The organism is Nocardia sp. NPDC004568, from assembly GCF_040609955.1.
GTDB lineage: Bacteria > Actinomycetota > Actinomycetes > Mycobacteriales > Mycobacteriaceae > Nocardia.
The window spans coordinates 36831-58611 of record NZ_JBEXLL010000043.1 but is presented as its reverse complement, the minus strand read 5'-3'; the positions used below and the strand labels follow the sequence as shown (position 1 = coordinate 58611).

The following is a 21781-nucleotide window of genomic DNA, read 5'->3' as shown; positions in this document are numbered from 1 at the left end:
CCCCGGAGCCGCTGCTCCGGGGCCGAGATGTGTTGCCGGGTGGGCGTTCGCCCGCCGCACGGACCTACTTCACGTCCAGCAGGTCGATCACGAAGACCAGGGTCTTTCCGGACAGATGGTGACCCCCACCCGCCCGGCCGTAGGCCAGCTCCGGCGGGATGGTGAGCTGACGGCGGCCGCCCACCTTCATACCCGGAATTCCGTCCTGCCAGCCCTGGATCAGACCACGCAGCGGGAAGGTGATCGATTCGCCGCGGTTCCACGACGAGTCGAATTCCTCGCCGGTATCGAATTCCACGCCGACGTAGTGCACTTCGACGGTGCCGCCGGGGACGGCTTCCGGGCCTTCACCGACAGTGATGTCCTTGATGACCAGTTCGGTGGGCGCGGGGCCCGCCTGAAATTCGATCTCCGGTTTGCTCATGCCTTGAATCCCCTTCGATTCAATCGGTTCAGCGGTTGGTGATTTCGGAATAGTCCCGTGCACCATAGCCGGTGTAGATCTGCCGCGGACGGCCGATCTTGATGGCTTCGCTGTGCATTTCCCGCCAGTGCGCGATCCAGCCCGGAAGCCGGCCCATGGCGAACAGCACGGTGAACATGCGGGTCGGGAAGCCCATGGCCTTGTAGATGACGCCGGTGTAGAAATCGACGTTCGGGTAGAGCTTGCGCTCGACGAAGTAATCGTCGGTGAGCGCGGCCTCTTCGAGGGCCTGGGCGATATCGAACAGCGGATCACTGCCGAGTTTGCTCAGGATGGTGTCGGCGTGCTTCTTGGCGATGGCGGCGCGCGGGTCGTAATTGCGGTAGACCCGGTGCCCGAAGCCCATTAGCTTCACACCGTCTTCCTTGTTCTTGACCTTGCGGATGAATTCCTTGACGTCACCGCCGGCCGCGAGGATACCGTCCAGCATTTCCAGCACCGCCTGGTTGGCGCCACCGTGCAGCGGGCCCCACAGCGCGTTGATACCGCCGGAAACGGAGGTGAACAGGTTGGCGTCGGAGGAGCCGACCAGCCGGACCGTGGAGGTGGAGCAGTTCTGCTCGTGATCGGCGTGCAGGATGAGCAGCATGTCCAGGGCGGCGGCGATCTCCGGGTCGACCTGGTAGGGCTCGGCCGGGAAACCGAACGTCATCCGCAGGAAGTTCTCCACCAGCGACAGCGAGTTGTCGGGGTAGAGGAACGGCTGGCCCACCGACTTCTTGTACGAGTACGCGGCGATGGTGGGCAGTTTGGCCAGCAACCGGATGGTGGACAGTTCGACCTGTTCGGGGTCGCGCGGGTCCAGCGAATCCTGGTAGTAGGCGGACAGCGCGTTGACGGCCGAGGAAAGGACGGGCATCGGATGCGCGTTCCGCGGGAAGCCGTCGAAGAAGCGCTTCAGGTCCTCGTGCAGCAGCGTGTGCCGACGGATCTTGTCGGTGAAATCCTCGAGCTGATCCTGGGTGGGTAGTTCGCCGTAGATGAGCAGATAGCTGACCTCGATGAAGGTCGAGTTGTCCGCGAGCTGCTCGATCGGGTAACCGCGGTAGCGCAGAATGCCCTCTTCACCATCGATGTAGGTGATTGCCGATTTGGTCGACGCGGTGTTGACGAAACCCGGGTCATAGGTCGTATATCCCGTGCTCGCCAGCAGCTTGCCGAGATCGATACCGTCGTTTCCTTCGGCGGCCTCGGCGATCGTCATTGGGTATTCGCCACCGGGGTAGGTGAGAACCGGTTTGGCGTCATTGATGTGATTCTCGGGCACGGAAGGTTCCCTCTCAGGCTTAAGACCGTCGGCATCACGTGCGGACGACACGCGGTGCGTTATCGGTAGACGCTAGTCCTTGCTCCGGTGGGACCGGCGGGGAGGGTATCCGCGCACCGATCTCACAATGGGCCCGCGCGGGTGTGAGTTTCAGCGGTTCGCCTACCGGCCGGTATGGCTGTGACCGGGGGAAACAACCGTCGGAACCGGTCCCGGCCGGTTGTGGACGACGCCTGTGCCGGATCCATGGAAACCGCCGCTCACTGCCGCGCACAGAATGTACCCACAAGCCGGCCGGCGAAACCGTGCGAAACATCACCGGGGAGGATGTACGGGCCTGGACACGGCCGCACAACCCGCTGACCGGCCGGTGGCGCGATCACGGCTGGAGTCGGCACACCGACATACCGGTCTCGTCGATACGGACCACGATCCGGTTGTGCAGTCGCCCGCGCTGGCCCTGCCAGAACTCCACCTCACCAGGGCGCAGCAAGTAACCTCCCCAGTGCGGAGGGACAGGAACCTCGGCGACGGCGGCGAAGCGCTGCGCGGTCCGCGCCAGCTGTTCGTCGAGTTCCATGCGGGAGCCGATCGGCTGGGACTGGTGCGAGGCCCACGCGCCGAGCTGCGATTCCCGCGGTCGCGACCGCCAGTACCGTTCGGTCACCTCGGCGGGCACCCGCTCCGCCCGGCCGCGGACATGGGCCTGCCGGGCCAGTTGCGGCCAGAGGAAGGTCGCCGAGGCGTACGGTGCCGCCGCGAGCTGTACGCCCTTGGCCGACTCGTAGTTCGTATAAAAGACGACGCCCTCCGGTGAAAGACCCTTGCAGAGCACCGTGCGCGTCACCGGCCGGGGGTCCGGGCCGGCCCCGGCGAGGGTCGCGAGCACCATGGCATTGGGCTCGGCGGCCCCGGCCTCGATCGCCTGTTCTATCCACAGCCTCAATAGCGGCTCCCAGCCCGCGGCCACCGACAATTCGTCCAGCTCCGTGTCGTGCACACCCAGCAACGGCCCCGAGTTACGCGAACCCGGATGCGCCGCACCGTATTCGGCGCGCATCGCGCCGAGATCGGCGCCCGTCTCCTCCACATCAGCCATGGCCAGAGGTTACTCCCGGGTAGCTCGGCGCTAGAGTGCAATTGAAAGGAGAATCGCGATGACCACCAAATCCGCGGTATCGAGGTCCGGCGAGGTGCCGGAAGATTTCGTCAGCGGTCTGGAGGGGGTGGTCGCGTTCACCACCGAGATCGCCGAACCGGACAAGGACGGCGGCGCGCTGCGCTACCGCGGCGTGGACATCGAGGACCTGGTCGGCAACCGGGTCACCTTCGGCGATGTCTGGGCCCTCCTGGTCGACGGCGAATTCGGACACGGCCTCCCACCGGCCGAACCCTTCCCGCTGCCGGTGCACACCGGCGATGTGCGGGTCGACGTCCAGGCCGGCCTGGCGATGCTCGCCCCCATCTGGGGCTACCGGTCGCTACTGGATATCGACGACCCCACCGCCCGGGAGAACCTGGCCCGCGCCTCGGTGATGGCACTGTCCTATGTGGCGCAATCGGCCCGCGGTATCTACCAGCCCGCCGTACCGCAGCGCCGGATCGACGAATGCACCACGGTCACCGACCGCTTCATGACCCGCTGGAAGGGCGACCCCGACCCGCGGCACACCGAAGCCATCGACGCCTACTGGGTCTCGGCGGCCGAACACGGTATGAACGCCTCCACCTTCACCGCCCGGGTCATCGCCTCCACCGGCGCCGATGTGGCCGCCGCCCTCTCCGGAGCCATCGGCGCCATGTCCGGCCCGCTGCACGGCGGCGCCCCCGCCCGGGTCCTGCCCATGATCGAAGAGGTGGAACGCACGGGCGATGCCCGCGCGCTGGTCAAGGGGATCCTGGACCGCAAGGAGAAGCTGATGGGCTTCGGCCACCGGGTCTACCGGGCCCAGGACCCGCGCGCCCGGGTCCTGCGCGATACCGCCGCCCGCCTGGCCGCGCCCCGCTACGAAGTGGCCGCCGCCCTCGAACAGGCCGCACTGGCCGAACTCCGCGAACGCCGGCCCGACCGTGCCATCGAGACGAATGTCGAATTCTGGGCCGCGGTCATCCTCGACTTCGCCGAGGTACCGGCCCATATGATGCCCGCCATGTTCACCTGCGGCCGCACCGCCGGCTGGTGCGCGCACATCATGGAACAGAAGAAGCTGGGCAAGCTCGTCCGCCCGGCCGCGATCTACACCGGCCCGGGGCCGCGAAAGCCGCAGGACGTCGCGGGGTGGGGCGAGGTCCACGTCGAGCCCACGGCATAGCCCGGACGGTCGTCACCGCCGTTCGGGTTCGGCTTCCCAATCGATGGCCACCGATTCCCCGGCGTCCACGGCGAAGAAGGCTGCTTCCAGTTTGGCGCCGAGGTCCAGGAGGCCGATGGCGGCCAACGGCACCGACTGGACGACCCTGACCCGCCAGGGGCCGGGTTCATCCCACGCGCGTAGCTCCAGGTCCAGGCGCAGGACCGGGTCGTCGCAGCCGCAATAGTCGGCATCCACCGCGGTCACCGCCAGGACTGTGGCCTCGGCCCGGCGTCCCTCGGCGAGGATCTTGGCCAGCCCCGCCCGCCCGGGGTCGGTATCACCGGGGAGATAGAGCACCATGCGGTCGCGGTCTTCGGGGTCGACCCGGCAGCACACCAGGTCTCCCGGCCGCATGCGATCCAGTTCGGCGCCGGAGACCCGCTGGCGCACCTGGGCCTCGTACGGCGGCAACCCGGGTAGCCGCACCCGGACCCGGAAGGTGTAGCCGGGCTCGGTCCGGCGGGTGCGGGTCCCCAGCACGGTCGCCGAACCCGCCGTTCCGGTGGCCAGCAGGTCCCGCCGGTCCGGCCCGCTGGGGGCTTCGCCGCGCCGCCGGAAGCGGCGCGGGAGCAGGTCGCGCAACCGGCCGAGCGGCCCGGGCGAACCCGGGAGTTCGCTCCGGCCCCGCGCCCGGTTGTCACCGGATCCACCCCCGGCAGCGCCCCTCGACGACCGCATGCTCATACCCGTTCACGTTAGCCGGAGTGTGGTACGCGGCACAGCAACGGCGCGGCTACGCTGTTCGCCATGACCAGTGCGTTCCCGACCATCCCCGAAGACCTCAAGCCCGCCGACGGTCGTTTCGGCTGCGGTCCGTCCAAGGTTCGCCCGGAGCAGCTGCAGTCCCTGGTGGAAGTGGGTGCCTCGGTATTCGGCACCAGCCACCGGCAGAAACCGGTCAAAGACGTGGTGGCCCGGGTCCGCTCCGGGTTACGGGACCTGTTCTCCCTCCCGGAGGGCTACGAGGTCGTCCTCGGCAACGGCGGCACCACCGCGTTCTGGGACGCTGCCGCGTTCGGCTTGGTCCGCGAGCGTTCCCTGCACCTCACCTACGGCGAGTTCAGCGCCAAGTTCGCCAGCGTCACCAAGAAGAACCCGTTCCTCGGCGACCCGATCGTCGTCTCCGCCGATCCGGGCAGCGCGCCGGAGCCGGTATCCGACCCCGCCGCCGACCTGATCGGCTGGGCGCACAACGAGACCTCCACCGGTGTCTCCGTGCCCGTGCAGCGGCCGGCCGGTTCGGAGAACGCGCTCATCGCCATCGACGCCACCTCCGGCGCGGGCGGGCTGCCGGTGAACATCACCGACGCCGACGTCTACTACTTCGCCCCGCAGAAATGTTTCGCCGCCGACGGTGGGCTGTGGATCGCGCTCATGAGCCCGGCCGCGCTGGCGCGGGTGGCGGAGATCAAGGAATCCGGGCGCTGGACTCCGGACTTCCTCTCGCTGCCGATCGCCATCGAGAACAGTCTCAAGGACCAGACCTACAACACCCCGGCCCTGGCGACCCTGCTGCTGTTCGCCGATCAGATCGATTGGCTCAACCGCAACGGCGGCCTGGACTGGGCGGTGAAGCGCACCCTGGATTCCTCGTCGCGGCTGTACGCGTGGGCCGAGGCCAGCGAATTCGCCACCCCCTTCGTCACCGATCCGGCGCACCGGTCCCAGGTGGTGGGCACCATCGATTTCGCGGACTCGGTGGACGCCGCCGCGGTGGCCAAGACGCTGCGGGCCAACGGCATCGTCGATACCGAGCCGTACCGCAAACTGGGCCGCAATCAATTGCGCGTCGGGATGTTCCCGGCCATCGACCCGGAGGACGTCGGACAGCTGACCCGCTGCATCGACTGGGTCGTGGAAAACCTCGGCTGAGACGAGATCACCTGTGGGTTCGGGCCCGTCGCGCGTGTCGCGCGACGGGCCCGAACACGTCTTACGGAATCGACTTGATACACAAGGGAATAGAGCAGATTAGCGGTAGATGACGGCCACAGGGTACATTTCGGTGCCGCGTGTCTTGCCACACGAATCCCAGAAGTGCACTACTGTTCCAGAACGTGGGCGGTATCGCGAGCGACGCGATAAGGAGGTTACGGTGCGTGAACTTCGAGTGATCGGGGTGACGCCCGACTCCGCCCATATCGTGTGCGTCGACACCGAAAGTGGTCAGAAATTCCGGCTTCCCGCCGACGACAAACTTCGTGCCGCCGCCCGCGGCGACCTTGCCCGATTCGGCCAGATCGAGATCGAAATGGAAGCTACTATGCGTCCTCGCGATATCCAGGCTCGAATCCGTGCCGGCGCGTCGGTCGAGCAGGTGACACAGGAATCCGGTATGCCGGTGAGCCGGGTGGAGCGATTCGCCTACCCGGTGCTGCTGGAGCGGGCCCGCGCGGCCGAGCTCGCGCAGAAGGCGCATCCGATCCGTCCCGACGGGCCGGCCGTGGAGATCCTGGTCGATGTGGTGACCGCCGCTTTCACCGCGCGCGGGCATACCCTCGACAATGCCGAATGGGATGCCTGGAAGGACGAGAAGGGCTTCTGGGTCGCCCAGTTACAGTGGCAGAACGGCCGTTCGGAGATCGCCGCGCACTGGCGCTACCAGCCGGACGCGCACGGCGGCAGCGTATCCCCGCTCGACGATCCGGCCACCGATCTCATCGATCCCGATTTCGGTCGCGCGCTGCGCGGTCTTGCCTCGATCCTGCCGGTCGAATCCGAGCCGGCGGCCGCGCCCGAACCGGTGGCCGAGCCACGGCGTGAACCCGCCCGGGCCGCCGCCGTCGACGACTATTACGAGCAGCGTGCGGTGGCCGCCGGCGGCACGACGGCGCTGCCCGCGACCGCGACCCCGCTCGCTCCCGGCAGCGCGCGGCCGGGCGGCACGGCGCTGCCCGCCGGCACCCCGGCGGCGAGTGCTCCCGCCGAGACCTACCGCCCCCCTGCGGACAGCTACCGGCCGCCGGCCGAGACCTACCCGGCCCCCGCCGAACCGGCTCGCCCCGCGGCGCCGCGGCCCGCTCCCGCCCCGGCGGCCGCGCCGCCTCCGGCGCCCGCTCCGGCAGCCGAATTGCCGCCCACCCCGGCCGAAACCGCCGCACCCGAACCGGTCCCGCCGGCGCCCGAACCCGTCCCGGCCGCTGTGGAGTCCGAACCGGCTCCACTGGCGGCAGCGCCTGCCGCGCCCGCGCCCGAGCAACAGCCCGAACCGGTGGCCGCCGAACCGGTCCGGGAGCCGGAAGTCGCCACGGCTCCGGCGGAAGCCGCCGCCGCGCCGGCCGTTGCCGAAACCCCCGCCGCCCCGGCCGATACCCCGGAGGCGCCGGCCGCGGAGCCCGCCGCCGAAACATCGGAAACCGAACCGGCCGCGGCGAAACCGGCGGCCAAGAAGCCGCCCGCCAAAGCCACGAAAGCGGCGGCCCGGACCAAGCGCGGCAAGGCGCCCATGCCGTCCTGGGAGGATGTCCTGCTCGGCGTCCGCAGTTCGGGTCACTGACCCGCTGCGGACCGGCGTGTTACCCCGCGCAACCGCCCGGATCATCCGTTTGCGCGAGTAAGTTCGGTGTATACGGCGACGCGGTCCGATGATTCCGGGGCCAGCCCGGACGACGACGGCAATTGCGCCGAGAAGTTCGCGACCTGGTTTCGTGCGCTATCGGAGGTGGACCGATGCTGTCCAAGGTTTCATCCGTGTGGTACGTCGATACCCTCGACCCGCCGGCGGTGCTGCGGGCCGATCCCGACCCCGATCCGGACGCGGCCTACGCGCTGGCCCGGCAACTGCATCCCGACCTGGACGTAGAACCCACCGCGTCGGTCACCCTCGGTGACGCGGACGGCCCGGACGCCGACGAGGTCTTCATCGGCAGCTATCCCGGCCTCACGCTGCTGTGCAGTTCCTACGCCGCCCGGGTGCAACCGACCGCTATCCCCGAGTTGCTGGTACGGCCGCTCGCCGAAGAGCACACCTACCTGGTGTCGTTCGATCTCGAATACGGCTGGGGCGCGTTCGCGCACTGGGAGCGCGGCGAACTACGCCGGGCGTTCAGTTCCACCCGCCTCAATATCCTGCAGGACCACGGTCTGCCGCATATCTGGGAGCGGCCACACTGGGCGGGCGAGCATCCCATCGCGTGGCGGCTCGGCGAACTACCCGATCCGCTGGTGCTGCCGTTCGATCCACCCGGTTTCGCCGATACCGCCAACCACGAATGGCTGGGCTTCCGGTATTTTCCTCCGGCCACCGCCGATCGGGAGATCACCGCCGACGCCGGCGACCCCCGCCCCCTCGATCCCAAGGACATCCGGGTCTGCGGTTTCCGGTTGCGTCCCCGCGGCGATCGCGCGGACGACCCGGAACCACCGCAGCCGCACAATCGGGTGGCCCACGAACGCAAGGGTCTGCTGTCCTGGCTGCGCGGGCACGAGGCCGCGGTGGGCGCCGACCAGTAGACCGGATGCGGTCACGCGGAGAACAGCAGACCGATCCAGGCCAGCGCCACGCCCGTGCCCGCCCCGGCCAGCACCCAGCGGGTCACCGGACGCGTCCGCCAGCGCCACACGGTGGGCGCCACCCCGCCGACCGCGACCAGATTCACCGCCAGCGACAGCACCGGGTGCACCCGGGCCAGCGCCGCCCCGAACGCGAATACGCCGACGGCGGTCAGCGCGGCCACCAGGACGGCGACGGTGATACCCGCCGCCCACGGAGTCGGTTCGCTGGGCGGGCAGGGCCGCCGGCCGGACCCGGAGTCACCGAGCGCCGGGGTCACGACGCCCGCACCCGCTCGTAGAACGCCATCGCGGCCGCCGTCGCCACGTTCAGCGAATCGGTGCCCGCCGACATCGGTATCCGCGCCCGTACATCCGCCGCGGCCATCGCCTCCTCGGTCAGGCCGGGACCTTCGGCGCCCAGCAGCAGCGCCACCCGGTCGCCGGTGAGCGCGGCGGCCAGCGTCGGGGCCGCCGGATCCGGGGTCAGGGCCGCCACCTGGAAACCCCGGCGCCGCAGCAGGTCGAGCCCGTCCGGCCAGCGCGGTACCCGGGCGAACGGCACCCGCAGCGCATGTCCCATCGAAACCCGCACGGACCGACGGTACAGCGGATCCGCGCAGCGCTCCCCGAACAGGATCGCGTCCACACCCAGACCCGCCGCGTTGCGGAACATCGACCCCAGGTTCTCGTGGTCGTTCACGCCTTCCAACACCGCTACCGTGGTGGCCGCGGCGATGGTCTCGTCGAAATCGCGTTCGGGCGGCCGACGCGCCACCGCCAGCACACCCCGGTTGAGATGGAACCCGACCACCTCGGCCATCACTTCCGCGGAGGCCCGGTAGAACGGGACATCCACCGCCGCGAGTTCGGGCTCGAGTTCCTGCCACCGCTTGTCCACGCCGAGCAGCGCGTGCGGCCGGAAAGGCGAATCCAGCATCCGCCGCACCACCACGGTTCCCTCCGCGATGACCAGGCCTTTCCCACCGGGCCGATCGGGTCTGCGGTCGGCGGCCTTAAGATCGCGGAAATCGTCGACCCGCGGATCGCCCACACTGTCCACTTCGAGAACCACGGCCACGGCGCCCATCCTGCCAACCCTCACCATCGCCGGTCGGTGGTGGGTGCGCTCGGCGCCGCTTTAGGGCATGCTCGAAATATGAAGCCGATCCAGCTCCTGCTCAATATCCTGTGGCTCGTGCTCGCGGGGTTCTGGATGGCGCTGGGCTATTTTCTGGCGGCCCTGATCTGCTTCGTCCTCATCATCACGATCCCGTTCGGGGTCGCCGCGCTGCGCAACGGCGTCTACATGCTGTGGCCGTTCGGTCGCACCACGGTCGAGAAGCCGGGGGCCGGAGCCGGGGCGCTGCTGGGCAACATCATCTGGTTCGTGGTCGCCGGCTGGTGGCTGGCCCTGGGGCATCTGGGCACCAGTATCGCTCTGGCCTGCACGATCATCGGTATCCCGTTCGCCTGGGCGAATCTCAAACTGATCCCGCTCGCCCTGTTCCCGCTGGGCCGCGAAATCGTCGACAGCGACCGGCCGTTCGCGGCGCGCTGAGGTGAGTGGCGCGCGGTGCCGCGGACTGTCTCCGGTGCGGCCGGGCCCCGGCTCCGCCGGATCCGTCGCTAGCGCTTCACTCCGAATCGGCGACGATCTGGTTCATGATCGCGACCGCCCGGTGCAGATCCTCGAGCTGATCGGAGTCCAGACCCGCGAGCTGGGCGCTCATCCAGGCTTCCCGGGCACTGCGTTCGTCGGCGAGCAGCGTGTGCCCGGCCGTGGAGAGCGACACGATGATCTGCCGGCCGTCGGTCGGATGCGGGTTGCGTTCCACCAGACCGAGATCGGTGAGCGAGGCGATCACCCGGGTCATCGACGGAGGCTGGACCCGCTCCTTGGCCGCCAGCGCACCGGGCGTCATCGCGCCCTCGTTGCCGAGAGTGGCCAGGACCGAGAGCTGGGTCAGCGATATCTGCGATTCCGTACGCCGACCCCGTAGATGCCGCGTCAAACGCACCACCGCCAGCGAGAGGTCGCTGGCCAGCGCCCGCACATCCGAGTGGGTAGTCACAAAGTGAACCATACGTGACACACGTCGGATCGGCGTGCGTACAGCGGTTACGCTGACCGAATGGACCCGCAGCTCCCGCAGTTCCCCACCTGGCTGACCGATCCCCGGCCGGTCCTCGCCCTCGGGTGCGCGCTGTTCGCCGTCGCGACCGCGGTGGTCTGGCTCAGCGGACCGCGGTGGGAATCGGCTCGCCCGGTCTGCCTGATGGGTTTGGCGGTCGGACTGCTCGGGTACATCATCTTCGCGATACAGCGCCGCAGTGCGCGGCGCGGCGACAAAGGCGCACAGACCGGGTTGTGACCGCCGCGACCGGGCCCTCCGGCACCGACGGCGATACCGTCCGACGCAGCCGGCCGGGAGTCCAGCAGGACCTCGGTGGCTGAATCCTGCCCGCCGGGGAATTGACTGTTCGAGCCTCTCGGGCCAAACTCGCTCAGGTGTCCTCCCGATTGAGCGTCGAAGAACGACGGGCCCACCTTATCGAGGCCGCGATCGGCCTTGCCGAGAGAAAGGGAGTCGCGGGGGTGACCACCCGCGATGTCGCTCAGGCGGCGGGTGTCTCACTAGGCGTGGTGCACTACTGCTTCGAGAACAAGGACGCGCTGATGACCGAGCTGGTCAAGGCGCTGTCGATGGAGCTGCGCGATTCGGTGGACGCCAACGAATCGGTCTGGCAGGAAGCGGGCAGCGGCAATACGGCACTACGCGATCTGCTGCGCGCGGGACTGGAACTCATGTGGCTCAATATCGAGGCCACACCCGAACGCCAGCTGCTCACCTACGAGACCACCACCTACGCGCTGCGCGAGGGCGAACAGACCCCCGCGAAACTGGCGATCGCCCGGGAACAGTACGCGTTCAACGATTCCACTGTCGCCGATATCCTCGATCACGCCCGCGACGCCACCGGAAGTGCCTGGACAGTTCCGGTGGCACAGCTGTCGCGTTTCACGCTCAGCGTGATCGACGGCCTCGTCCTGCGCTGGCTGGTCGACAACGACAGCGAAAGCGTGCGCACCCAACTCGATCTGCTCGCCGCGGCACTGGCCGGGCACGCGGAATAGTCCGCTCAGTCGGGCCGGCCCGGTCGCCGGACATGGGTGACCGCGCCGTCCTGCCACCAGGGCACGGTGACCGTCCGGGTGACCGCGCCCGTCAGCCGGACGCGCAGTTCGTCGTGCAGGATCAGGCGCCCGTGCTGCGGGGGCAGATCGAACAGCCGGCGCAGCACCACACCGAGCGGCTCCCGCGCCCAATCGGTCTCGTGGCCCCGGCCGACCACTTCCGCATCGACCTGTTCGGAGACCAACGGTAGGTCCAGCAGCAGAGCGAGGTCGGCGGCGGTCGCCGGATCGGCGACCACGAGCCGGTCCGCCGGCACCGCGAGGCCGAACCAGGGCCGGTCCAGCACCAGGGCGTCGGCGGCGTCGATCACCGCTCCGGACAGGGCCCGGACGCGACCGGGCGGATCGAGTGTGCCGAGTTCCAGCCGCGGCACCGCCGCGCCCAGCCGGGCGTGCACCAGCGCGACCACCTCGGGCGCCGGGGTCTTCGCGCTGTCGGCCAGTGCGGTCAGCAGCGTTTCGACCAGGTCGTGATCCATGGTCTCGGTCGCGGCGAGGCAGCCGCGCAGCGCGTCGAGGTCGGCCGGGGACAGGCCGGTGATCGGCAGTTCCGGTAGCAGTCCGGTGAATTCGGCATCCGCCGGATGCCGGTAGCCGCCCAGCGCGATCCCGTCGATCCGGGCGTAGTGGCGCAACCACCACGCCGTGTAGCCGTCCGGATCACCGAGCAGCGGCCGGGTGCGTTCGGTGGTGAGCAACCGCCACAGCGCCTCCGGCCAGGCCGCGTCGTCCACCAGGTCCAGGTCACGCACGGCGACCAGCTCCGCGGGATCCTCGGCGAGCCCGGACCACCAGGTCTCCTCGTCGTCGAGGTGATGGTCGGGACCGGTGGGGTCGACCTCGGCGACCACCCCGAAATCCCATCCGACACCGATCGCCCGCAACGCGTCGGCACCGTAGTCGGCGACCACCTCCCGCGCGACGACCCCGAACGGCGAATCCGGAACCAGGAGTTCGATCAAGGGGGCATCGGGGAGCAGTAGTTCGTCGGCCGGGCGCACCCCACCGGAGCTGTCGGTGAGTTCGAGCAGGCCGAGCCAATCCGGCAGTTCGGCCGGATCGGCCGCCGCGGCCAGTCGGAGCACCGCCTCGATCGTCGCCGGATCATCGGGGTGCTCGGTCAGTTCCGCGTGCAGGGCGGGATCCGACAGCAGATCCGCGATCCGCGCCCGCCGCGCGCCGAGACGCGCCAGCAGCGGATGTGCAGCTTCCGGATGCACGAGCCGCGCCCAGTGCACCGGAACCGCCGCGGGCAGCGCCGTGAGTTCGTCGTCCAGGACCACCGTCCGTGGGCCGGTCACCGACCGCCCGTCGGCGAGCGGGACCGCCAGGGCGCCGAGTTCCTCCACCGTCAGCGGGTCGGTGACGAACGGTTCCAGCGCGGAATAGAGAGCGAACCACCACACGGGCGGCCGTTCCAGCCCGGCGGACAGCTCCGCCAGCCGCGCCGGGCCGAGCCGGTGCACCTCCAGCGCCGCGAGTGCCTCGGCGTAGCGAGCGCCGGACAGCTCCGGAATCACCAGCGGATCGAGCACACCACCCAGCAGCGCGGCCAGCTCGGACGTGAGATCGGGAAAAACGCTGGCCCGCACGGGTATGGCCATCCGATCGTCCGCGTCCCCTTCCCGAGGGGACTCGTCGGGTCCGGCGTCCGTGGGCGCGGCGACCACCGGTAGCCAGGCACCGGTGCGCAGTTCGCGCAGGATCGCCTCGCGGAGGAGCCCGTCGGTCTCGCTGCGCGCGAACCCCGGGGTCGGGACCAGCACGAGCCGGAACCGCGAGGGTAGCGCCCGGGCGAAATCGGTGTACCCGGCGGCCAGCTCGGCCGGATGGTTGCCCGGCAGCACGCGCCGGCGGTCGGGTTGCATCGGAATATCGGCGATGAGGATCGTCGGCAGGGACAGTTCCTCGTCCGAACGGGTCGGTGCCCGCAGCACGTCGGGCGCGGCCGGCACCGGGACTCCGTCACGTACCGGCAACAGCCAGCGCGCCCGCGCGGTCCGGAACTCCCACCACACCTGTTCGGTGTCGGAACCGCTGATCCGCAGCTCGCGTACGCCCGCGAACGGCGCATCGCGGATCTCGGCGCGCACCACCTCGTCGCCGATCCGGATCTCGCGCAGCGCCGGCAACTCCAGCAGCAGGTCCACCGCCTCGGCGCGCATGGATTCCAGCAGGGCCGCCGGGTCGATCCCGGCACGCAGCGTCAACACGATCTCGCTGTCCGCGCCGTCGGCCGGGGCGGCGGCCACCGGCCAGGCGAGGCGCAGCGCCGGCGGTGGCGGCGCGGTCCCGTCCGCCGGGACCGCGACACCGGACGCCCGCAATGCCTCACGGGTCAGCTCCCGGGAGAAACGCAGCGACCCGGTGGTGGAGCGGAATTCGAGCTCATCGGAGACGGTCAGCACGGCCGTGAAACCGACACCGAACCGTCCGGTCTCCCCCGCGCTCTCCGATTTCCCCGACGCCCGCAGGGCCGTCAGCGCGTGCACGCCCGCTGTATCCAGCGGCGCGCCGGTATTGGCCACCGAAAGGGTCCGGCCCGCGCAGGCTACGGTGATTCTTCCCGGTACCCCGGCTTTCACCGCCGCGTCCGCCGCATTCTGCGCCAACTCCGTCAGCAGGCGATCGCGGTAACCCGCGCGCACCAGATCGGCTTCGGTGGCGGTGTCCTCACGCAGCCGGGTCGGGGAATCCCGCCACGCGGCCAGCACCGCGGCACGCAGATCCGCGGTGCCGAAGGGATCCGCGCTGCCGGTATCCGTCTGTACTGGCCCGAACGTCTCGCCCACCGCACCGGTCTCACTCACGCGAGCCAGCGTACGTGCCCGGACGCACCCGACTCGCCACACGCAGAAGGGTGCCGACTAGGCGATCAGTCGTCGGACGGGCCGGGAGCCGGGTCGCCGGCTCCGGATCCGGCCTGCTCGCCGCTCGCCGCGGCCGCCTCACCGGTGCGGTCCGTGGCGGCAGCGCGTGCTGCGGGTTCCGTCCCCGCGGCAGCCGACTCGGGCTCGGCCGCCGACGGGAAGGTTTCCGGCGCGGTGGCGGTGAGGTCGGCCTCCACCGGACCTGCTCCCTCGCCGGTCACCTCGACCGGATGGTCCGTGGTGTCGGTGGACTCGGTGCCGGGCTCTCCGGCGGGCCCCGTGCTCGACTCGGCAGTCGGTCCGGTGCCGGGCCCGGTCTCGTCGCCGACCGGCTGCCCCGGCACCACCACGTCCGGCGCGGTAGCGGCCTCGTCGGCCGCGGCGCGCTCGGTCCCGGCTTCCGGCGACTTCGGCGGCACCGCGACCACCTCGATGGCGGCATCGTCATAGGCCTGATAGATCGGTGACCCGGCGCCCGTCGGCAACTGGGTGTCGGAATGCGCGCCACAGCCGTATCCCATGTGGACCACGTGGCCGTCGGCGCCCATCTCGTTCGCGCATACGCCGAAACAGGCGCGCAGCGCACCGGCCAGCGGCAGATAGAAACCACAGCTCGCGCAGGAGCCGGGGGCGGCCTTGGCCATATCGGAATCGGGACCGTACTCGGCGTACCAGCGTTCGGCGGCGTCGGTCCGGCCCTCCCGGCTGAGCACCTGTTTACGGCCCAGACCCACCTCGGCGGCCGTCTCGTCGACCTCGGGGTCGCCGCTGGCGGTATATCCAGGGGTCAGGCGTGGGTCGTCGGCGGGCGGGGCCAGCAGGTCGCCGGGCGCCAGATCGCCGGGCCGGATGCGCTGTTCCCAGGGCACGAACTCCGGGGCGATCAACGCGTCGGGGCCGGGCAGCAACGCGGACTCGCTCACGGTCACCCGGTCGGTGTCGGGTGCGGCCGCCACCACCACCGCCCACTGCCAGCCGTGGTAGCCGGGCAGTGTGGCCTCGAAGCGGTGCGTCGCCGAACATTCGTCCTCGGCGCGGACTCCCAGATGCGCCCCGACCCCGGTCGGTTCCAGGTCCACGAGCGCACTACGAGCCAGGTCGGCGGCCCCTGCCAGGATCGTCCGCACCTCGGTGTCCGAAACAGATACTGCGCTCACGGTCTACATTTTGCCGTATGAAGCGCACTCGGCGAACCTGGGTCGGTGCCGCGCTGGTCTGCCTGCTCGCCGCGGCCGCCTGCCGGAACACCGACGAGGCGGTACCGCGCCTGGATATCGAGGTGCTGGCGACCCATCGGCACGATCTGGGCGCGTTCACCCAGGGGCTGGAAATCGATGGTGAGCTGCTGTACGAGAGCACCGGGATGGTCGGGTTCTCCGGGGTGCGGGCAACCGATCGCGCGACCGGCGCCGAACTCGCCCGTACCCACCTCCCGCCGCCCTTCTTCGGCGAGGGCATCACCCTGGCCGGCGACACACTGTGGCAGCTCACCTGGAAAGAAGGGGTCGCCTTCGCCCGCGACCCGCGGACCTTGGCCGAGAAACACCAGGTGCGCTACGAGGGCGAGGGCTGGGGTCTGTGCGCCCGCGACGGGCGGCTGGTCATGAGCGACGGATCGGCGGAGCTCACCTTCCGCGATCCGGTGACCTTCGCACCGACCGGATCGGTGGCGTTGACCGAGCGCACCGACGCGCGCCTGAACGAACTCGAATGCGCCGAGGACGGTTCGGTCTACGCCAACTCCTGGCCCACCGACGAAATTCTCCGGATCGATCCGGAAACCGGGCGTGTCCTCGCGGTCGTCGATGCCGGCGGATTGCTGCCACCGGCCGAACGCGCGCAGACCGACGTGCTCAACGGGATCGCCCAGATCCCGGGCACCGACCGCTTCCTGCTCACCGGCAAGTACTGGCCCACGGTGTTCGAGGTCCGTTTCGTCCCGGCCTGACCGGCACCGCGGGACAGCGACACATCTCACTTTCCGGCCGCCGCGAGCAGGGCGGAGTTTGCCGGGCGCCACCGTGGGCCAGAATTGATGATGTGCCCACTTCCCGCGAGCCCTCCGGTTCCGATCGCGGTCAGTGGCCCGCCGGCGAGTCTCCGCCACCCCAGCGGCATCCAGGTTTCGACCGCTACCCCCCGCCGAACGTGCCACACCGCAATCGTGAACCCGACCCCGGCAACCACCGCCCGGTCCCGCCGCCGACCCGTCCGCTGCCCTCCGCCGACCCCGGCGCCGGGCGGCCGGACGACCGTTCGTCCCGGCCGGCGCGCGGTGGTGACCGGGTCACGCCGGTGGAAGGCCCGGACGGCGCGCCGGCGCGGGAAGGTCGCTTCGCTCGCATACTGGGCTCGCTGAGCGGGTCACGCGGGTCCGCGTCCCCCGCCGATCCGCCGCCCCGGCCGGGCACAGCCGAATCCGACGGTCCCGGCCGCCGGGCCGGCGAGCCGAACGACACCGCGTTCGCTCCCGGGAACAGCCGGCGGACCGGTTACGAGCGGAACCGGCCGATCCCGGGTGCGCCGCCCATGGGCAGCTCCTCTCCGAGGGCCGGTGGTGCCGCCCCGGCGGCGGGCGGCACGGTGCCGGAGCACGCCCGCTCGCGGCCGGCCCCGCCCATGGATCACCACGCCCCCGCGGGCCCGGGTCCCTCGGCCGGCGCGGGCGCACGGCACGACCCGGGCGGATCCGGCGCGGCCGGCCGACGCCCGGCCCCCACTGCGGGCCGCCCGGGTCCCGGCGCCGAGGCGCGGGATCGCACCGAACCCAGCGGCGCGAGCGATCGGCGAACCACCGCGAACGCCGGCGGCGCCGCAGAGCCGGCCGCGACCAAGGAGTACCCGAGCGCCGACGCGGCCCCGGATCACGATGCCGAGGACCGGCGTGTCCCCCGCAAGCTCACCGTCACCCGGGTGGCGGCGATGCGCGGCCGGGAGATCACCGAGAAAGGTATCGCCACCTTCCGGCGGGCGGCCGAGGCCGACGGCGCGGACAAATCCGGATTGACCGCTCTCACCTATGCCACCATGGCGAATTTCGCGCTGGACGCGGCGATCGCGGTCGCGCTCGCCAATACCCTGTTCTTCGCCAGTGCGACCGCGGAGAGCAAAACGAAGGTCGCGCTGTACCTGCTGATCACGATCGCCCCGTTCGCGATCATCGCGCCGCTCATCGGGCCGGCGCTGGACCGGCTCCAGCGCGGCCGGCGGCTTGCCCTGGCCAGCTCGTTCGCCGTGCGCGCGGTCCTCGCGGTGGTGCTGATCTTCAGTTTCGACAGCTGGGTGCTGTACCCGCTGGCGCTGTGCACGATGGTGCTCAGCAAATCGTTCGCGGTGCTCAAAAGCGCCGTGACGCCCAGAGTTCTGCCACCCGATATCGATCTGGTGCGCACGAACTCCCGGCTGACCGTTTTCGGTCTGGTCGGCGGCACCCTGGGTGCCGGCGGGCTGGCCGGGGCCGTCGCGGCGATCGCGGGCTCCACCGGTGCGCTGATCCTCGCCACCGGTATCGCTGTCGGCGGTGCGTATCTGAGCTGGAAGATCCCACGCTGGGTGGAGATCACCGAGGGCGAGGTGCCGACCACACTCGGTTACCACGCCCGCGCCGGGGACACCGAGGCGTACGACCCCGCCGACGAAGCCGCGGTACCGGCCCGCAAACGCCGCCAGCCGCTCGGCCGCGCCGTCGTCACCGGACTGTGGGGCAACGGCAGTATCCGGGTGCTCACCGGATTCCTGACCTTCTATGTCGCGTTCGTGGCCAAGGCCACCGAACACCGTCCGGTCCAGCAGGCCGCGATGCTCGGACTGGTCGGCGCGGCGGCCGCAGTCGGTAATTTCACGGGCAACGCCACCGGCGCCCGGCTCCGGCTCGGCCGGCCCTCGCTGATCGTGGTGAACTGCACGATCGGCTGCGCGGCCGTCGCCGTGCTCGCCGTGGTGATGGACAACCTGTTCGGCGCGGCGGTGGCCGCCCTGGTCGCCGCCGGGGCGAGCGCCCTGGCGAAGGTCTCGCTCGACGCCGCCATCCAGGACGATCTGCCGCCCGAGTCGATCGCCTCCGGGTTCGGCCGATCCGAAACCGTCCTGCAGCTCAGCTGGGTCATCGGCGGTGCGGGTGGCGTCCTGCTGCCGACCGACTACTGGAAGGGTTTCGCGGTGGTCAGTGCGGTACTGGTCGGGGGTCTCGTCCAGACTGTGCTGAGCTACCGCGGGTTCAGTCTGCTGCCCGGCCTCGGCGGTCGCCGACCGCTGCACGCCGAGCAGGAATTCCCGCATGACGACCCCCCACGAGGAGAAGCCGCCCGGTGAGTACGAACAAAGTCCGCACGACCCTCGCGCTGGCCGTGATCCTGCTGTTGGTGGCCGCGACCGCCGGGGTGGTCTGGTCGCTCGCGCGCGATGCCGAACCGAAGGACCCCGAACTCACCGCCTACGCGCACGGCACCGCCGTGACGGTGCCGCCGTTCCGCTACTGCACGGTACGGATGGAGGACTGCCGGCAGGGCGAAACCGTCTATCTCGAGGTCCCGGCGGGCAACCCTCTGCAGATCTCACTGCCGGACGCCCTCGTGGACAGCCCGTGGGAACTGCTGCCGCTCTACGCCCGCGAGAACGGGGAGATCGTCGAGCAGCCCAGTTCCTACCGGGACCACCCGGCGAACACTCGGGCGCTGACCCTCGACTCCCGGCCGGAGCCGGGGCTGGAGCTGATCGGGGTGGAGTTGCAGGTGATGATCATCGCGATCGACGAGGCCGGTAACCAGTTCCCGGTCCCCCACGCGGTGTGGTCGATCAAAACCGCCTGAGACGACAGCGGCCGGCCGGGATGACCCGGCCGGCCCACGAAGTTCCCTATCCGTCGGTCAGCGGTCGAGTTCCCGCGCGACCGCGCGCACCACTTCCGAGATCCGCTGGGCGGTCTTGCGATCCGGATAGCGGCCCTTGCGCAGATCCGGCTGCACCTTCGCCTCGAGCAGGGTGATCATGTCCTCGACCATGCCGTGCAGTTCGTCGGGGCTGTGCTTACGCGCGACCGGCTCCTTGCGGGCGCCGCGCTCCTGGTTCTGCCGCACCGACGGGGGCGCCTCCACCAGTTTCAGGCTCAGCGCCTGCGGCCCGCGCCGCCCGGCCGCCATCCCGAACTCGACCCGCTGACCGGGCTTGAGCGTCTCGACGCCCTGGGGCAACGCGGACGAGCGGACGTAGACGTCCTCACCCTCGTCCTGGGAAAGGAAGCCGAAGCCCTTTTCCACGTCGTACCACTTCACCTTGCCGGTCGGCACTGCGCTCACCCGTTCGTCTGTTCGGCGCCCGACCCACCGGGCCCGGGCACACTCGTCTGCTGGAACCCGCTGATGGCAGGTCTTTTCCCCTACTCGAAAAACGCGCCCCACAAGCATGCAGGACGCGAGATCGTTCCGAGTCTACCCCGGTGGGTACAGCCCCAGCACATCAGTTTTACCGTCGAACGGTGACGAATCCTGCCGATCCGCGGCCCTCCGGCCCCTCGTCCGGGCGCACCCCCGGCAACTGGTTGCTCCAGCTCGCGTTGGGCCTTTTCGCCCTCGGACTGCTGTCGGTGGTGGCGATCTTCCTCACCCCGGTCCTCACCGACGGCGAGCCGGGGCTCTGGTTGTACCTGGGCGCCATGCTGGCTCCCGTCGGCTTCGTGGCGGCCTTGATCTTCGCGCTGCGCTCGGGCCGCCGATCCAGGTGACAACTGTCCGATACCCGGTACGGCAGCCCCTCAAGCGTGGTGTGATGATAATCACATAACGGCATGATAACGGGGCTGCGTGTCGCACGACCGATACCCGACGCAGTCCCACTAGCTGCGCAGAGTCGCTGGACGGCGGTCGTGACCGCTCCGCAACCCGTCCGCACACGCCGGTTACCAAATAGTGATTTTTCGGCCGGAACGTCGTACCGTCTACCGCAGCCGGGCACATCCGGCCCACCGGCCCGCCGCACCGAACCTCGCCCCGCGGGTACCGGAACCCAACGGAAACCACAGGGGTGAGGGCGGGACGGGCACCCTCTCAGCCTGGACCCGAGCGAAGACCTCGCAGGTGCGTACGAGAGGAAGACGAACCCGAATGAGTGGACGCCATCGCAAGCCCACCAATACCGGTCGCACTGTGGCCAAGGTTGCCGTCACCGGCGCCATGATCAGCGGTGCGGGCGTAGCCCTCGCCGGTACAGCCAGCGCGGCACCCGACTCCGACTGGGATCGACTCGCGCAGTGCGAAGCCGGCGGTAACTGGGGCATCAACACCGGCAACGGCTATCACGGCGGACTGCAGTTCTCGCAGAGCACCTGGCAGGCCAACGGCGGCGGCGAATACGCCTCCACCGCCAACCAGGCCAGCCGCGAGCAGCAGATCGTGGTCGCCGAACGCGTACTCGCCTCGCAGGGCTGGGGCGCTTGGCCCTCCTGCTCCTCCTCGCTGGGCCTGAGCAGCGGCTCGACCCCGCGCGAAACCCCGGCCGACACACCGGCCGTCCAGACCGAAACCCCCGCCCCGCAGAACCAGGCCGCTCCGCAGCAGGCCCAGGCTCCGGCGCAGACCCCGACGCAGACCCAGGAGGTCTACACGGCGGTGGACCGCGCGCTGGCCGCCGTGCAGGCGCAGGGCGTACAGGTCCCGCAGCCCGCGCTGGATCTGTTCGAGGCCGTCAAGGCCAACAACCCGCAGCTCGACCAGGGCCTGCTCGGCGTCTTCGAGGCCAACAAAGGTCTACTGCCCTCCTGAACGGGCACCCCGACCACGAAAGAACCCCGCTCCACCATCAGGTGACGCGGGGTTCTTTCGTTCGTCCGCTCAGCGGTTGATCACTGTGTGCGGGTGCAGATACGGCAGCTGGTCGGCAGCCACCGGGAACTCGGTGTCCTCGCCGAAAGGCGAGAGGTTACCGGAGCGGGACGACGACAGCTCGGTGACCGCGTGCTCACCGTCGGCAACCTCGGGCCAGCCGTTGTCGATGTAGGGTTTCTTCGATTTGTTCACCACCTCCTCATTCTGGCATGCCCCTGCCACGGGACCGCATGTCAACCGCCTCCGTGACGCCCGCCACACGCGGGCGCCGGCCCAGTGCATCGAGCGACGGAGGATC

At 70.0% G+C, this 21781-nt stretch carries 23 protein-coding genes; 12 read left to right on the top strand and 11 right to left on the bottom strand.

Annotated elements, in window-relative coordinates:
• Positions 1-64: 64 nt before the first annotated feature.
• The 3 genes from ABZV91_RS19775 to pdxH form a co-directional block, all read right to left on the bottom strand.
• Positions 65-424, bottom strand: a complete 360-nt coding sequence (locus ABZV91_RS19775) for an FKBP-type peptidyl-prolyl cis-trans isomerase (protein ID WP_355243522.1) — start codon at positions 422-424, stop codon at positions 65-67.
• 28 nt (positions 425-452) lie between these two features.
• Positions 453-1751, bottom strand: coding sequence for a citrate synthase (locus ABZV91_RS19770; RefSeq protein ID WP_355243519.1), 1299 nt, complete (start codon positions 1749-1751; stop codon positions 453-455).
• Positions 1752-2130: 379 nt separating this feature from the next.
• Complete coding sequence (gene pdxH, locus ABZV91_RS19765; RefSeq protein ID WP_355243516.1) at positions 2131-2850, bottom strand: pyridoxamine 5'-phosphate oxidase; 720 nt, start codon at positions 2848-2850, stop codon at positions 2131-2133.
• Between the two features lie 58 nt (positions 2851-2908).
• Here pdxH and ABZV91_RS19760 point away from each other — a divergent pair, with 58 nt between their 5' ends.
• A complete protein-coding gene (locus tag ABZV91_RS19760) occupies positions 2909-4063 on the top strand; it encodes a citrate synthase 2 (protein WP_355243514.1) in 1155 nt (384 codons plus the stop codon).
• 12 nt (positions 4064-4075) lie between these two features.
• On the opposite strand, the gene ABZV91_RS19755 is transcribed toward ABZV91_RS19760, so the two are convergent.
• Entirely contained in the window at positions 4076-4789 is a 714-nt protein-coding gene (locus tag ABZV91_RS19755) for a hypothetical protein (protein WP_355243511.1), read from the bottom strand.
• 63 nt (positions 4790-4852) lie between these two features.
• On the opposite strand from ABZV91_RS19755, the gene serC reads away from it, so the two are divergent.
• From serC to ABZV91_RS19740, 3 genes are all read left to right on the top strand, one after another.
• Positions 4853-5977 carry a phosphoserine transaminase gene (gene serC / locus ABZV91_RS19750; RefSeq protein ID WP_355243508.1) on the top strand — a complete coding sequence of 375 codons (1125 nt, stop codon included), beginning with the start codon at positions 4853-4855 and terminating at the stop codon, positions 5975-5977.
• A gap of 223 nt (positions 5978-6200) precedes the next feature.
• A complete protein-coding gene (gene sepH, locus ABZV91_RS19745) occupies positions 6201-7601 on the top strand; it encodes a septation protein SepH (protein ID WP_355243505.1) in 1401 nt (466 codons plus the stop codon).
• A 194-nt stretch (positions 7602-7795) separates the two neighbouring features.
• Positions 7796-8557: a hypothetical protein gene (locus ABZV91_RS19740; RefSeq protein WP_355243502.1), complete on the top strand. Its 762-nt coding sequence runs from the start codon at positions 7796-7798 to the stop codon at positions 8555-8557.
• Between the two features lie 11 nt (positions 8558-8568).
• Here the strand turns inward: ABZV91_RS19740 and ABZV91_RS19735 are convergent, their stop codons facing one another.
• Both ABZV91_RS19735 and ABZV91_RS19730 read right to left on the bottom strand, forming a co-directional pair.
• Positions 8569-8877 carry a DUF2537 domain-containing protein gene (locus ABZV91_RS19735; protein ID WP_355243499.1) on the bottom strand — a complete coding sequence of 103 codons (309 nt, stop codon included), beginning with the start codon at positions 8875-8877 and terminating at the stop codon, positions 8569-8571.
• A complete protein-coding gene (locus tag ABZV91_RS19730) occupies positions 8874-9677 on the bottom strand; it encodes an RNA methyltransferase (protein WP_355243496.1) in 804 nt (267 codons plus the stop codon). Before ABZV91_RS19730 ends, ABZV91_RS19735 begins: the two co-directional genes overlap by 4 nt.
• 78 nt (positions 9678-9755) lie before the next feature.
• On the opposite strand from ABZV91_RS19730, the gene ABZV91_RS19725 reads away from it, so the two are divergent.
• Positions 9756-10157, top strand: a complete 402-nt coding sequence (locus ABZV91_RS19725) for a YccF domain-containing protein (protein WP_030522800.1) — start codon at positions 9756-9758, stop codon at positions 10155-10157.
• 76 nt (positions 10158-10233) lie between these two features.
• Here the strand turns inward: ABZV91_RS19725 and ABZV91_RS19720 are convergent, their stop codons facing one another.
• Positions 10234-10671: a MarR family transcriptional regulator gene (locus tag ABZV91_RS19720; protein ID WP_355243492.1), complete on the bottom strand. Its 438-nt coding sequence runs from the start codon at positions 10669-10671 to the stop codon at positions 10234-10236.
• A 60-nt stretch (positions 10672-10731) separates the two neighbouring features.
• Between ABZV91_RS19720 and ABZV91_RS19715 the strand changes: the two genes are divergently transcribed.
• Positions 10732-10971, top strand: coding sequence for a DUF2530 domain-containing protein (locus ABZV91_RS19715; protein ID WP_355243490.1), 240 nt, complete (start codon positions 10732-10734; stop codon positions 10969-10971).
• 137 nt (positions 10972-11108) lie between these two features.
• Positions 11109-11735: a TetR family transcriptional regulator gene (locus ABZV91_RS19710; RefSeq protein ID WP_355243487.1), complete on the top strand. Its 627-nt coding sequence runs from the start codon at positions 11109-11111 to the stop codon at positions 11733-11735.
• A 5-nt stretch (positions 11736-11740) separates the two neighbouring features.
• Here the strand turns inward: ABZV91_RS19710 and ABZV91_RS19705 are convergent, their stop codons facing one another.
• Together ABZV91_RS19705 and ABZV91_RS19700 are read right to left on the bottom strand one after the other, a co-directional pair.
• Complete coding sequence (locus ABZV91_RS19705; RefSeq protein ID WP_355243484.1) at positions 11741-14605, bottom strand: ATP-binding protein; 2865 nt, start codon at positions 14603-14605, stop codon at positions 11741-11743.
• A 65-nt stretch (positions 14606-14670) separates the two neighbouring features.
• Positions 14671-15822: a DUF3027 domain-containing protein gene (locus tag ABZV91_RS19700; protein ID WP_355243481.1), complete on the bottom strand. Its 1152-nt coding sequence runs from the start codon at positions 15820-15822 to the stop codon at positions 14671-14673.
• A gap of 17 nt (positions 15823-15839) precedes the next feature.
• Here ABZV91_RS19700 and ABZV91_RS19695 point away from each other — a divergent pair, with 17 nt between their 5' ends.
• The 3 genes from ABZV91_RS19695 to ABZV91_RS19685 all read left to right on the top strand — a co-directional run bounded on the left by ABZV91_RS19695 (position 15840) and on the right by ABZV91_RS19685 (position 19473).
• Positions 15840-16613 (top strand): glutaminyl-peptide cyclotransferase, encoded by a 774-nt coding sequence (locus ABZV91_RS19695; protein WP_355243478.1) that lies wholly within the window; start codon positions 15840-15842, stop codon positions 16611-16613.
• 581 nt (positions 16614-17194) lie between these two features.
• Positions 17195-18976: an MFS transporter gene (locus ABZV91_RS19690; RefSeq protein WP_355243475.1), complete on the top strand. Its 1782-nt coding sequence runs from the start codon at positions 17195-17197 to the stop codon at positions 18974-18976.
• Complete coding sequence (locus ABZV91_RS19685) at positions 18973-19473, top strand: DUF2771 domain-containing protein (protein ID WP_355243472.1); 501 nt, start codon at positions 18973-18975, stop codon at positions 19471-19473. The genes ABZV91_RS19690 and ABZV91_RS19685 overlap by 4 nt, the downstream gene beginning before the upstream one ends.
• A 57-nt stretch (positions 19474-19530) precedes the next feature.
• Here the strand turns inward: ABZV91_RS19685 and ABZV91_RS19680 are convergent, their stop codons facing one another.
• Complete coding sequence (locus tag ABZV91_RS19680; RefSeq protein ID WP_355243525.1) at positions 19531-19950, bottom strand: cold-shock protein; 420 nt, start codon at positions 19948-19950, stop codon at positions 19531-19533.
• Between the two features lie 188 nt (positions 19951-20138).
• On the opposite strand from ABZV91_RS19680, the gene ABZV91_RS19675 reads away from it, so the two are divergent.
• Positions 20139-20384, top strand: a complete 246-nt coding sequence (locus ABZV91_RS19675) for a hypothetical protein (RefSeq protein ID WP_355243469.1) — start codon at positions 20139-20141, stop codon at positions 20382-20384.
• A gap of 379 nt (positions 20385-20763) precedes the next feature.
• Positions 20764-21420 (top strand): transglycosylase family protein, encoded by a 657-nt coding sequence (locus tag ABZV91_RS19670; RefSeq protein WP_355243466.1) that lies wholly within the window; start codon positions 20764-20766, stop codon positions 21418-21420.
• A 69-nt stretch (positions 21421-21489) separates the two neighbouring features.
• Here the strand turns inward: ABZV91_RS19670 and ABZV91_RS19665 are convergent, their stop codons facing one another.
• Positions 21490-21678: a hypothetical protein gene (locus tag ABZV91_RS19665; protein ID WP_039822140.1), complete on the bottom strand. Its 189-nt coding sequence runs from the start codon at positions 21676-21678 to the stop codon at positions 21490-21492.
• Positions 21679-21781 lie beyond the last annotated feature (103 nt).